We start from the raw sequence: 13,407 nt of genomic DNA on the forward strand, positions 1-13,407 counted from the left end.
TTCAGTACAGGTCAAATCTGTGTGTCAACCGCTAACAACCAAGCTGCCGTTTTCCAGCACGTACATGACATCCGCACGCAAGGCATGGGCCATGCGGTGGGTAATCAAAATCACCGTGCGTTCTTTGGTGATGCGCTCGATGGTGGCGAGGATTTCGGCTTCTGTGGCGGGGTCGAGGGCGGATGTGGCTTCATCCAGAATCAGAATGGCTGGATTTCTTACCAAGGCTCTAGCTAAGGCAATTCTTTGCCGTTGTCCTCCTGATAACTCTCCGCCCCTGTCACCAACGGGTGTGTCGTAGCCTTGGGGTAAGGACAAAATAAATTTGTGAATCTCGGCGGCTTTGGCTGCGGCTTCGACTTGTTCGTCAGTGGCTTCTAGATAGCCCATGCGGATGTTTTCTCGCACCGAGCAATTAAAGAGAATTACATCCTGAGAAACCAGTCCAATTTGAGAACGGAGGGAGCTTACTGTTGCATGACGTAAATCAACTCCATCAAACAGAATGCGTCCTTTATCTGGGTCATAAAACCGCGTCAGCAAGTTGACAATTGTACTTTTGCCTGCTCCACTTTGACCGACAAATACCGCGAAGTCTCCTTGGCGAATCTTCAGGGATAGATTTTTAACTCCTCCTCTATCTTGGGAGTAGCTAAAGGTAACATCGTCAAAGTTAATATCACTGGAAAAGTGAGGTAAATCAATCGCACCCGGTGCATCCTGAATCGCCGGAGTTTCTGATAAGATATCGCTGATGCGTTGCAGCCCGGCCACTCCATCAATAAATGCAGGTATTGACGAAGTTAAACCAAGAATATTGAGATTCAAACCTACCATTAAAACTTGAAAAGAGGTAAGAGTTCCTACAGAAATTATATTCCTGTAGGTCATCACTGCACCAATACTTAAAACGATAAGCTGCGTCATGACAAAACCAATCATGGGAACTTTCTGCACTAAGTAGGAGAGAAAGGTTGCCCGGACATAAACCTGTTTTAAGTCATTCAAATCCCTGGAAAAATCCTTACTCATTTGGTTTTCCAGCCCGAATATCTTGACAACGGTTTGCGAGAGGATATTCTCTTCGACGACGCTGGCAATCTGTCCTTCTTTTTGCAGCAACTTATAGCCGACTTCGGTGGCAAGGCTGGCAATTTTTGCTGGGGCAATGGTACAGAGGGTTAAACCGATTAAACTGAGCAGGGCTAATTGCCAGTTGAGGAAGAAGAGGAAAACCAGAGAAAATAGGAAGTTAGACAGTTCTAAAACAACGACTGTCAGCCCCATTGTAATTACACCATTTTCCACCTTTTGGACATCGGCGATGAGACAATTGACAATATCCCCGGCTGAACGCCGTCCAAAAAACTCCATTGAAAGGCTTTGGAGATGCTCGAATAGAGAGTGTCGGATATTGTTGGTGATTAAAATGCCCAAACGCGCTCCTAGGAAAATTCCTAGCAAGCCGATGCAGGCATATAGAATTGCTCCGACAACTAGCAATGACAGGATTAGAACCAGAAGACTATAGTTTTGGGGAACGATGGCGGCATCGATGATAAATTTTAAGCTGGCTCGGAAGACTGAATCAAATGCTGCGTCGAATATTAGGCAGGTAAAGAGTAAAATGAATTGCCATTTGTAGGAGGCAATGTATTTGTTGAGGGTTTTAAAGAACCAAATAAGTTCCATGAGTTATGAGAGTTTGTCTACAGGCACGATTTATACTTTTACTTTGGCAGTTTTAATTTGGATAGCCTTCTTATTAAGCAGGGGCTGTTTTAAAGAGCAGAGGTTCGGCAAGTAGGGGAAGGTGGTTAAGGGAGCATCTCATATTTGTAAAAACACTTCTTCTGGCTCCTTCCTTCTGCCTCTTGCCTCCTGCCTCCTGCCTCACAACTTAGATTTCTAGCTGGGCTGCCAAAGTGAGATGCTGTTGGTGGTTAAAGCAGCAATGCTAATCCAACTTGATAAACTGTTGAATTGCCTCTACAACTGGAACCTTGTGGTTCTTATAGTAAACTTCTCCACAATCGAGATAGCATTCAGCCGCATCTTTCAGTTCTTCACAATTGTCAGGATTGTCGATCTCTTCGCTGATTTTTTTAGACTGATTCTTCTGTGTTTTAATGTATTCGTTGTAGGGCTTTTCTCGCTTGGTCAGCGTGGGTCGCAGACGACCGGGCTGTTGTTCTCCTTGGAAGCGCTGGTTTAGATCGAAATCCAAACGCAGATAATCCCCCCCTGTACTTTCCATGATTTGGTAACAGATAGCTTCAGAATTTTGGGCAGCAGGATTCATGAACATATCCGGTAGGTTTTCAGCCCAGCCCAACTGTCCCCACCCATTGATTTCTTCATAGCTGTAGGGACGAGTTGTATTGCCAGTGCCAATGGAGAGGACAGCAATATCGCTCAATTGTAATTGGTTTTGTTTTTCAATCAACAAAGCGTGGGCGATCGCCACTAACGCCGGGTTATTGGCTGAGACACCGCCATCGATATGGGGAAGACTTTGCTCCTCGTTATAGGGGAGGTTGTAAGGGGGGAAAAACGTGGGTGCTGATGCTGAGGCAGTGCAGATTTTCCAGAGTTCAATGTTGTCGTACCACGTTTTTGCATCGGCCGGGTTATTCGTAAACCACGTTGTGTTTCGGGAATAAACGTCATAAGCAGGTATCAGAATATAGGGTCGATCGAGCTCGCTCATTTTCGGAGAGCCCAACTCCGGGTGAATCAATTTTTTCTGCAATATTTTAGCTAAACCCTGCTCTCCCTGTTCGTGGGGGTATAACAAATTACTGCCGATAGCTTGACTTACTTTTCTCCATTTTCGAGCCTCACGAACCGACGGTAGGAATATATTTTTTCTCTCTTCTAAGTAGAAATCAATCATTTGCTGAACATTCATCTGACAGGTAATCGCCGCCGCCAGAATTGAGCCAGTGGATGTGCCAGAAATCAAGTCAAAATATTCATGCAATTTCTGACCTGTCTTTTCTTGTATGGTTGTCTCTACCTGCTTGAGAATTGTAGCAGATAATACTCCCCGGATGCCGCCACCATCTAAGCTGAGAATTTTGAATGTCATGGTATCCTCCCCGATCGGTTAATTGTTAAGTGAACAGTGCCTAACCTTTAGTTAGGATTGGAATTGAGAACGAAATCTTAGCTGTCATTTTTCATTTTTACATTTTCAGACGATCGCCCTGGTGAATATCTGAATTTTTAGAGATCCGAGAATGGGTTGAGATTACACAGGTGTGTAATATTGCCAGAACCAATATCCTAACCCCAAAAAAGTCAGCCCAACTAACAGAGCGATCGCTATCTTGGTAAAATCAATAGATTTTTCGGGCAAAGTATCTGTTACTTCGATCAAACTTCCTGGCTGGTTGAATTTATCGAGTAACTCGTTAACATCGGCTTGGTTTGTCACGACCAGATCGAACCCCCGCCAAATATATTGGCTATTATAAATATTTGGCTGTTTCTTGACTCCACCTAGCTTGGCAAATAACGCATCATCAAAATAGGTGGTGTCGGTTACGGCCTGGTTGTGAAAGGCAATTAACGGAGGATTCGACTCCTTATTAGACAGCGAAAAGTAAATTTTCTTCGTGTGACTAGCGATGCAATCAAAATTAGATGTTTTTTGCCCAAATGCGCGGTCAATCCAAAAACCAGGCTTCACAATTTTGTCATCTTCTCCATGCAAAATTCCAATGGGTAGAATTAACCTACTGCCAATTTGACGGATGTTTATTGGTTTGGCAGTAAACGGAGAATTGAACATTTTTAAAATCCAGATGGCTATCTGAGGAATGCCCATTTCCGTACTTGGGGCTGGAGCGGCAGTAAGAATCTGTTTGGGTAAAAACTTTTGTTGATTTTCCTCGATATAGAGAGGCCAACTCATGGCTAATAATCCTCCCAAAGAATGACCAAATACATAAAAATCAAACTCCGATTGAGCAAGACTGGGATTATCTTGACCTAATTTTTTCCAAGCTGCATCAGTTAGGCCGATAGCTTGTTGAATCCATTCCACTGGGCTGTGCAAAAGACTGAGGTCAACAGTGTAAATAAGCTGCTTCAGATTCTTTCCATAGCGGTTTTTGAACAATTTGATTACTAAAAATAGTACGACCAAGGCTAAGGAAAGGCGAAGGTACTTGAACAGGGTAGGTTTGAGGAGCTTGCGGACAACCGGGCCAATCTTCTTTCGCCGATATTGCAGTAAAGTATCCTCTATCTTGAATTTATCCCATTTTGAAACTACTTTACTCAAAATGTTCAACCAAAAAGATAAGGGTTCTTTTTCTTCACTGCCTTTGTTTGTTGTTATATCGTCGGGATAGCGGCTGTTTTGAAAATCAGGAAAAACTACATAATAGCCTTGCTTAGCCAATTCTTCTAAATGAGATTGATAGAATTTTGGCAGGCACAAAGCAAAGCCGTGCAAGTAAGTAATTAACCTCAGTTTTCCTTCCCCATCCCGGTAAGGATCATCAGGAGCGAAAACTTGGATAAAATTTCCTTTAATGTGACTCCCTGACTGATATATTTTGTAGCCATCTTTGGGGATAATATGCTCCCACTCAAAAGCTGTATCTGGATTTTTGTTTGCCATAAATATCTTCTCTTGTTGTAGGTTTCGAGCTAGTTTTTTGCCGCTTATCTGTACTTTATGCTCTGTTAACAGCAAACTTAGAGCCATTACTAATTCAGATGCGCTACTAGGGAGTGTACCTACTGTAGATGAAGGCATAGCATTACCAAGTAGGGCAATAAATGTTCCTACAAATAACCACGACCATTTCAGCCTGACCCAGATACCGATACCAATCAGTAGCATGAACAAATTAACTACAATGGTAATAATTGGTGGGCCAGTTAAGTTAGCAGGGCTATAACGCAAAATTTCCGCAAAAAACCTTGGCTCCAACTCCAATCCTATGTAGTTGGTGGTAATATCTATCCCCGCGAGTCCGAATGCAACTACCCAAGATAAAACTCGCACTATTGTAGTCGCCCAAGCTGCTCCAGCACGGTGAGCAAGTTCAACACCAATTACAATGAACAGCGGCACAATTAAGTCGTGCAAGAGAAAGCGAACCCTACTGAGAATTTCTAAAAGCTCTCCTTCACCAATTAAATTTCCTATGGACAGAATGAAATTGTCATAGCTAAGGCTGGCTAGCAATAAAGGTAAAACAATCATCGCTAAGCTGGGTGATAGCCGCCACAGCAGAATCCCCCAACCTAGTAATACCCATTCAATCAGAGCTATACCGAGATGTCCAAGGGGATAAATCATGAACAAAATGTTGTTAATCGGCAAGGAATCAGCTATTGATATAACCATATTTGCTAATTTTCTATTGCTAATTTTTCTTGATTTGCGTGACTGAATTCAGCAATGCCTTTGCTGTAAACTAACCAAGTGAAGATAGCAACTCCTGCTTCTGTTCCACCTAAGTCATGGAGAATATGAAATAAAGCATTTAAAGCGACTTGGGGGTTGGTATAGGGATCGCCTCCATATTTGTCGAGAAGAAATACAAAAGTTAAGTTGACTCCTACTGAAAAAATTGGGACTAGAATAATCTTCCAATCTTTGAGAAGCTGATAACCTCGGTAGGTCAAGACTCCAAAAACTATAGTAAGTGCAATATAAATTGGCACTTTAAAGCTAGGGTTATCAGCTTTATAACCTAAAGGGTATAAAATTGATATAACCAACAAACTGATGGCGAACAAAATGTTAACTAATCTCGTGAGGGCAGTTGTCTTGATAACCAGGCCATCTGACCACAATACAAATGCTGAAATCAAGAAAAAGTAGAACATAAAATTCAGCATGGTGAAATCGTTTTGATAATACCAGCATTGGGTAACGTGCCAGCCAATTTCAGCGGCGATCGCTACCATAATAAAAGCTAGACCTAGTTGGGAAGCAAAAATCACTTTGAACCCCAATCCCAAATTTTTTAAACCGTCGTAAAAAATTCTCATTGCTAGCGGAATCAGCGCAAAAGTGAGAATGTGCGTGACAATTAAGCCAAATTTCCAACCGCCAGTAATACAGATTCTATTTGGATTGACTAACTGAGATTGTGCGATTTCTGGCAATATTGTCAGAGTATAACCCAATCCAAATAAAGCTATTAAAAAACAGAATGCGATAAAAGCTAAGTCAGAATTGAATATTTTGCCCCTAGGGCTTTTTTGAATGTTTATCATGGATTAAATGAGTTATTTTCAGTAGTTATATTGCGGCTTTTATGGTTAACTTTATTAGCTGATACCAATTTGATAGGTTGTTGCATATAGCAATCCTAAATGATTCAGATAAATTTGTAGGGGTAGTGCTACCCCTACTCCCCGTGCCTACCCCCTATCTATCGGGCAACCACGGGGGGATTGCCCCTACAATAATTATGAGAATGATTTAGGATTGCTATATATTTCGATCCCCCTCGCATCCCCCGCGGGAGGGGGACTTTGACCACCCTCTTGTCCCCCCCTTATTAAGGGGGGTTAGGGGGGATCGGATTCTATGCAGCCTCATAAAAAATTGGTATGAGCAAAAATCGCATAAAATTTAAACACAAATAGTTATATATTGAATAATATTTAGCTATGTGTGTTTGAAAGGACAGCTATATCAACTCTTTTATCCCAACTAATGAGTGTTATCTTTTTGATTACCCTTAGTTAGATTTGAAGTTAATGCTTAAGATCGCGGGTTCTGTTCCAAAACCACTTCCTTGTGCCTGATATCTGACATCTCCAGCTTCTAAGATCGCTGGTCCACCGCATAATTCAATTAGGTTAGTACCTTGCTGAACTTTGCTAGGCATACAACCAAACTCACGTTTTCCCCCAGTACCAGTAATTTCAATCTTGTCAATTATTCCAGTTGCAGTAGAAGGCTCTAAGGAAACTACAGCAGTGTCAATTCTTTTTGATTCTTTCAGGCATCTTATATTTGTATCAACATTGAAACTTCCGTTATCAATTTTAATCTGTCTCAATGGCTGCGGAATTACAGGATTTTCAGGAGAAGAGCAAGTATCTGCCATTGCTGCTGTAGGAAAACAGAAGATCAAAACTGACAGAGCAAATGCCAAAAACTTGGCCAATCGCATAGTTTTTTTCATTGAATTCATGATGGTGTTACTTGTTGATTTTCTGATTTGAGGCGAGACGAAGTTGTATTTTTGTCTCTACGCCTATAAGACGAATCCAGAGGTCTATTTCTGAATTTTTCGAGTTAGGGGCTGTTTTTTCCTAGATCAACGTACCCTCAGTACAAGAATTTTAATTTCCACCCATTACACCAGGTTTTGTCCTTAACTTAAGGTCAGCAACAAAATATCTAGGGTAGGCGCTGACGGCAGTGCCTACCCTACTACATCAATTTTTAATCACTGATGTTCAATTACTGATAAATATTCCACTATCAGAATTGATTTTTGATGTTATAGTCTCCAGAACTGTCTCATAATTATTTTTCTCCTTTTTGCTAGTTTTAGTTTTTGTTTTTGATTGAGGTTTTATCCTCAATTTTGTTCGAGATGAGTCGAGACGAAATTGTATTTTTGTCTCTACACCTATAAGACGAATCCAGAGGTCAATTTCTGAATTTTTCGAGTTAGAGGCTGTTTTTTCCTAACTCAATGCACTCTGAGAGGTTCAGATCCCCGACTTCCCTAAGAAGTCAAGGCTCTACGCTTTAGCACGATCGCCCTTTCGCCTCTTACCTTTGAGCCGTTTCACAGCCTCCTCAACCTCCCCGCGAAAAGGGTAGAGCAACCGCCGACTCAACGCACTTCGATACGCCTGCACTGCCTCCGTCACATCCCCCAACCCCAACAACGCTCTCCCTTGCCAGTAACTAGCCATCGCAGGATCAAACTCCATCATTTCCTGAGCGAACTGACAAGCCTTTTCCAACCATTTCCGACTCGCCACCTCATCCCCCAACACTCCATAACTCTCCCCCAGCCACACCGCAGCAGACACCGATTGCAGATAACCCCCATTTTCTGGCAACAACTGCCATCCTTGCGCCAAAGCCTCCACCGCTTCCCGGTGTTTCCCCGCCAGCGCCAACACCCGCCCATGACCAAACCAAGCATCAGGTAACTGCGGTTCAAGTTGCGTCCCCCGCACAGAGACAGCACACCCCCGATCGATTTCCTGAAAACTTTCCACCAACACCCGCCCCGCCGTCGTCCAAACACTCCAGCGATCGGGAAAACGATCGAGCATCTCTTCTACTATTGATGTCAGGGTTACTTCACGGTTAGATCCCCCTAAATCCCCCTTAACAAGGGGGACTTTGAGAGGAGTTCCCCCCGTGCAATTAGAAGACTTTGCCTGCTCTAGCTCCCCCCTTTTTAAGGGGGGCTGGGGGGGATCGAGAGGATCTGGGAGACGACGGTTAGATCCCCCTAAATCCCCCTTAAAAAGGGGGACTTCCAGAGGAGTTTCCCCCTTGCAATTAGAAGACTTTGCCTCCTCTGGCTCCCCCCTTGTTAAGGGGGGCTGGGGGGGATCGAGAGGGACTGGGGGAGAGGTTAAAGGCAAAATCTCGCACAACGCCCGATAAATTTCACAATCCTGGGGATACAAACGATAAGCCTTCAGCATCGCCTCCGCCGCCCTCTGATATTCCCCCGTATGGAACAAGTAACGCCCATAGGAATACCAACCCCTAGGATGATTCGGGTGTTCCTCAGTAAACCGTTCCAACACCCCAACCCCGTTAGCCGACTCCCCCCGGAAAAGGTGATAATATGCCAGCAACTCGCGGGCATCCGCCGCATCGGGAGCCAGTTGCAGCACAGAACCAATCATCTGTTTAGTCTGCTTCCCCTCCTCACCGGATACCAATCTCATCCGGCAACGAGTATCCGCCAGTCGTTTGAGTACCCCAAAATCACCAGGAGCCACCTCTAGCACTTTGCTCAACCGCCGCTGGGCTTGGCGCACATTCCCCACCGCCTGACTCGCGTCGTAGCTGTCAATCAGCGCTACAACATCATCCGGGTTCAGTGACAAAACGGCATCAAAGGCTCGCAAAGCTGCAACCGCATCCCCTCTCCCCCTTTGCACCTGCCCCAACGCCAGCCAGTGAGCCGCATTATCTGGTTCTAGGGAAGCCGCCGACTCAAAAGCCAGTATCGCTGCCGGAGTGTCACCTTTACAGAGTGCGATCGATCCACGGATATGCTGCCGAGTCGCCTCATTGCGTGCATTGGCCAAGGCACTTTCATAAACCGCTACGGCCTCAACCTCTCGTCCCATAAGCTGCAAGAGTTTCCCCAATTGCAACCGCACGCCAATCAATGGTTGCTGCCGATCGATCACTTGGCGATATTCCTCAACCGCCTGCTCAATACGACCCATTGCATACAGCAGATTCGCCAATTCCAACCGTTTCTTCCACCCAGAAGGATACTGCTGCACGTACTCACTTAATGTTTTCAGCTTCTGGTCAATTCGGGCTGGCTTTTCGTCGAGAACCAGGTAAGCATTCAACTCCACCCCAGAGGACTGAGTGAGGGATACCACCCGGAGTGTAGTGTTTCTAGACATATTGCTGTTACCTGATAATTTATTGTCTCGCCACTGTTTTGAGGGATGGGGGCGATCGAGTCGGATGCGATCGTTTCATCGAATTGTCGGGGCAATCCCCCCGTGGTTGCCCCAGCCGTGGCTGTCCCAGCCGTGGTTGCCCCAGCCGTGGCTGTCCCAACCGTGGTTGCCCCAGCCGTGGCTGTCCCAACCGTGGTTGCCCCAGCCGTGGCTGTCCCAGCCGCGATCGCCCCAACCGTGGCTGCCCCAGCCGTGGCTGCCCCAGAATCTTGACGGGGTAGGCACGGGGGCACTACCCCTACAGTAAATTCATCGCCCATCGAGGCAACGTCCCCCTTTTTAGAGGACTCCGAGGAATCTAACAAAGCATCATCCAACCCTGACAAATACCTGCTCAAACGCTTTTGCAGAATCTCTCGTGCCTGTTGGATGCGCTTGTAAACGTTATTGAGCGAGAGAGCAAGTTGTTGGGCAATATCTTGATAGGCAATCTGGTGGCAGTAACGCAGGATAAACGGATTGCGTAATCGAGAAGGAAGAGTATCAATAGCGCGGCGAATGTACTGTCCCAACTCATGATGTAGAAGTGCTTCTTCAGGAGAGTTCAAACCAGAAATAAATGCTGAGCTTCCTGTAGCAGCTACTTCTTCAATATCCTCCATTTGCATTGCTTTCCGGCGACGTTCTCGGTGTATATCTATACAGAGATTATGGGTTAAGCAAAGTAGCCAAGCTCGGAGGTTGGTGATTTTTTCGGCATAGTCTGGTAACTTATCCCAAGCTTTGAGCATGGCGCGACTGAGCACCTCTTCGGCATCAGTAGGATTCCCTCCCATCCACTTGACACAGCAACGGTAAAGATAATCTCGATTCTGCTGCCATAGCTGCCAAAATGCTTTCTCTATATCTTCAGGACAATACCGAATGTCTGTTGCAATAAGTGATTGAGAATTTGACATGATTTTAAAGGTGGTGAAAGATAGATGTGAAGGAACATTTTTCTGTTACTTTTTTCGTTGCACCCCAATCCCGCAAACATCTAGCTGAGTCTAGTCTGAGTATTTATCCGGCTAAAGATTGGATTCAGTGTCCTTAGCCAATATTCAAGGTTTATTGTTGTCAGGGTGATTCATGAAGGAGCATCTCAATGAAAGCAGCCCTCCGCTAGAAATTGAAGTTTTGAGGCAGGAGGCAGGAGGCAGGAGGCAGAAGGAAAGAGGAAGAAGGAAGGAGCCAGAAGAAGTATTTTTACAAATATGAGATGCTCCCTTCATGAATCACCCCGATTCAGCAAAATCAAGCAAAAGGAACCGAGAACAAGACACCGCCCTCGGTATAAGGCGCTTGCAAAGGGCTAACAGGAATACCCGGGAAGTTGCGATCGCTCATTTCGCTATAGTTCCCCACTGCAGAAATCGCATTCAAAGCAAAATTATTCGCCAAACCCAGACTTTCACCCACATTTCCTTCCACTCCCAAAAAGCGGCGGACAACTGGATCTGAGCTATTGATTTCCTGGCGCACATTTTCTGAAGTTAAACCCAGTTCTAACGCTTCATAAAGAGAATAAGTAACGCCAGAAACCACATCCTTCCACTGGGATTGATTCTCGTCCACCACCATTGCTAAAGGCTCCTCTCCCAAGACTTCTGGAAAGGGCTGATGCTGGTCTCGCTGCTCTGGGGGTAAGGTGAGAAGACGAGAGATAATCAGACCTCCATCGCCGGTGAGCGCATCCAATTCGCCCTTGATATAACTATCAAATAGGGTCTGGAAGCTATCTAAGGCTACGATTTCCGCATTAATACCCGAAGCACTCAGTTTTTCTCGCAGAGTTGCCTCAGAAGTGGTATTTGCACTCACGCCAATTCGGCGACCTGCAAGCTGTTCAAAAGAGGTAATTCCGCTGGCGGTTGGTGTTACTACAAATTGAGCATCGTAAGTATTAATGGGGGCAAAATCTACCCCCAGCAAAGCATCCCGCTTGAGGTTGTGGGTGGCATTGCGGCTAGTTACATCAACGATGCCATTGGCGACATCGCTGAAGCGCTGAGCACCCGTTTTCTGAATCACGAATTCCACTGCGTTGGGGTCGCCAAATAGGGAAGCTGCTAGTCCCCGACCCAAATCCACATCAAATCCGCTTAAGTTGCCGTTGGGGTCAGCAAAACCGAGTCCAGGTGCATCATTTCTCACCCCAACGCGCACGAACCCCCGGTCTAAAACTTCCTCTAAAACGTTGCGGTTGTCGTTATTTACTAAGGGTACACTTAATTCGTCAGTCCCCGAAAAGGGTGGATAATAGAGCAGTCCCCCAGGCTCGACAAACATTAGTTCATTGAGCTGGCGCGGCAGCACTTCGGGATTGAAATTGCGATTGTAAATCTCTTCGTAATTACCAATTTGTTGGATAACTTTCAAGGCAAAATCATTTTTGAGTCCCAAAGATTCTCCTAAATTCCCTTCCACGCCTAAAAAGCGCTTACTGGCGGAATTTCCATCAAGAAATTCATTCACATTCTGGGAGTTAATGCCAAAGAATTCGGCTTGGATGGGAGCGTTGACCGCCCACCGCACCACATCAGCCCATTCAGACTGATTTTCCGGCACGATGAGTGCTAAAGGCTCTTTGGAAATGGCTTCATCCAGGATGACTTGATTTCCCGGATTGGATAAGGTGGGAATGCGATTGCTCAGCACCCCGCGATTAATCGAAACTGCACCGATTTGTCCCGCATCGTAAGCGCCAAACAGAGCATCTTGTGAGGGGAAAGTTTGGATGTTGAGGGCGATTCCGGCACGTTGAGCGGCATCTATTAAATTTTGCCCAGAGCGCGTTCCTGCTAATACGCCGATGGTTGTTGCTGATAACTGCTCAACAGAACTAATTCCACTATTACCACGCACCAATACCGCTTGAGTGTCAAAGAAAACGGTAGGCGAATAATCTACTCCTAAACTGGCATCGCGGAGCACAGATTGAGTGGGCAGGGTGGCGGCGATATCCACTGCGCCACTGGCAACACTATTAAAGTCTTCACCGGCTTTGACGACTACGAATTCTACTGCATTCGGGTTCCCAAACAAAGCAGTGGCAATGGCGCGACTAAAATCAATGCCAATCCCACTAAATGAACCGTCGGCTTCCCGGTTGCTAAATCCCAGTGCATCCTCGTTAACTGCAACCCGCACAAACCCGCGCTTTAAGATTTCTTGAAGTTGAGATCCTGTGGGTGTGGTACTGGCAACGGGATCTCGACCTTCAGCCGCTCCAAACCGCGCATAATGTTCAAATCCGCTTGAGAAACTACCGTTGGCAACTGCTGCTGCTACCTGGGGGTTAGCATCTAGATAAAATTGCTCGTTGAAGGAAATTTGTGGGTTTCTTTTTTCAATAAAACCAAACTTTACCCAATGCTCGAAGCCGTTGGGAATAATGCCTGAAGCTACGGCTTGTGCCACGTCGGGATTTTCTTGCAGGTAGGTAGTTTCGTTGTAGTTAAGGATGGTCATAATCCTGGTAATTAGATAATTTGTGTGTTAAATTAACAGGGGTTCCGATCAATTCTTATTTCTGCTCCAACCGCAGCCAATTCCGGCACGTTGCTATTGTTGGATGGTTTTGTTAAGCAATAGGTGAATTATGCTATTGCTGTTGTGTTAACCGAGCGATCGCTTTGACTTGGAAAACAGCTAAGTGCACCCACTTTCCTCCATATCTTTCAGCACCTTTCAAAAAGAGCGTTGCATATTTGCGGGATGGTTTTGAATTTTATCAAAGCTGAAAACCCTTATTTT

The 13,407-nt window shown here is 45.3% G+C and carries 8 protein-coding genes; all 8 read right to left on the bottom strand.

What is annotated here, in order from left to right; translation table 11 throughout:
- Window positions 1-24: 24 nt before the first annotated feature.
- Window positions 25-1,692: an ABC transporter ATP-binding protein gene (locus QUB24_RS11910; RefSeq protein ID WP_333153365.1), complete on the bottom strand. Its 1,668-nt coding sequence runs from the start codon at window positions 1,690-1,692 to the stop codon at window positions 25-27.
- A 265-nt stretch (window positions 1,693-1,957) separates the two neighbouring features.
- The gene (locus QUB24_RS11915) at window positions 1,958-3,091 is read right to left on the bottom strand and encodes a patatin-like phospholipase family protein (protein ID WP_333153366.1); all 1,134 of its coding nucleotides are present in this window, start codon (window positions 3,089-3,091) and stop codon (window positions 1,958-1,960) included.
- 162 nt (window positions 3,092-3,253) lie between these two features.
- Entirely contained in the window at window positions 3,254-5,368 is a 2,115-nt protein-coding gene (locus tag QUB24_RS11920; protein WP_333153367.1) for a hypothetical protein, read from the bottom strand.
- A 5-nt stretch (window positions 5,369-5,373) separates the two neighbouring features.
- Complete coding sequence (locus QUB24_RS11925) at window positions 5,374-6,246, bottom strand: hypothetical protein (RefSeq protein WP_333143249.1); 873 nt, start codon at window positions 6,244-6,246, stop codon at window positions 5,374-5,376.
- Between the two features lie 470 nt (window positions 6,247-6,716).
- On the bottom strand, window positions 6,717-7,166 hold the full coding sequence (locus tag QUB24_RS11930; protein WP_333153368.1) for a hypothetical protein: 450 nt from the start codon (window positions 7,164-7,166) through the stop codon (window positions 6,717-6,719).
- Between the two features lie 568 nt (window positions 7,167-7,734).
- The gene (locus QUB24_RS11935) at window positions 7,735-9,609 is read right to left on the bottom strand and encodes a tetratricopeptide repeat protein (protein ID WP_333153369.1); all 1,875 of its coding nucleotides are present in this window, start codon (window positions 9,607-9,609) and stop codon (window positions 7,735-7,737) included.
- Window positions 9,549-10,568: a sigma-70 family RNA polymerase sigma factor gene (locus QUB24_RS11940; protein ID WP_333153370.1), complete on the bottom strand. Its 1,020-nt coding sequence runs from the start codon at window positions 10,566-10,568 to the stop codon at window positions 9,549-9,551. The genes QUB24_RS11935 and QUB24_RS11940 overlap by 61 nt, the downstream gene beginning before the upstream one ends.
- Before the next feature lie 337 nt (window positions 10,569-10,905).
- Window positions 10,906-13,122 carry a transporter substrate-binding domain-containing protein gene (locus QUB24_RS11945; RefSeq protein ID WP_333153371.1) on the bottom strand — a complete coding sequence of 739 codons (2,217 nt, stop codon included), beginning with the start codon at window positions 13,120-13,122 and terminating at the stop codon, window positions 10,906-10,908.
- Between the last annotated feature and the right edge of the window lie 285 nt (window positions 13,123-13,407).

Source organism: Microcoleus sp. B9-D4 (genome assembly GCF_036705105.1).
Lineage (GTDB): Bacteria > Cyanobacteriota > Cyanobacteriia > Cyanobacteriales > Microcoleaceae > Microcoleus.

Coding starts and splice junctions, on each gene's coding strand:
- QUB24_RS11910 (WP_333153365.1), bottom strand. CDS start 1,692: ATGGAACTTATTTGGTTCTTTAAAACCCTCAACAAATACATTGCCTCC.
- QUB24_RS11915 (WP_333153366.1), bottom strand. CDS start 3,091: ATGACATTCAAAATTCTCAGCTTAGATGGTGGCGGCATCCGGGGAGTA.
- QUB24_RS11920 (WP_333153367.1), bottom strand. CDS start 5,368: ATGGTTATATCAATAGCTGATTCCTTGCCGATTAACAACATTTTGTTC.
- QUB24_RS11925 (WP_333143249.1), bottom strand. CDS start 6,246: ATGATAAACATTCAAAAAAGCCCTAGGGGCAAAATATTCAATTCTGAC.
- QUB24_RS11930 (WP_333153368.1), bottom strand. CDS start 7,166: ATGAAAAAAACTATGCGATTGGCCAAGTTTTTGGCATTTGCTCTGTCA.
- QUB24_RS11935 (WP_333153369.1), bottom strand. CDS start 9,609: ATGTCTAGAAACACTACACTCCGGGTGGTATCCCTCACTCAGTCCTCT.
- QUB24_RS11940 (WP_333153370.1), bottom strand. CDS start 10,568: ATGTCAAATTCTCAATCACTTATTGCAACAGACATTCGGTATTGTCCT.
- QUB24_RS11945 (WP_333153371.1), bottom strand. CDS start 13,122: ATGACCATCCTTAACTACAACGAAACTACCTACCTGCAAGAAAATCCC.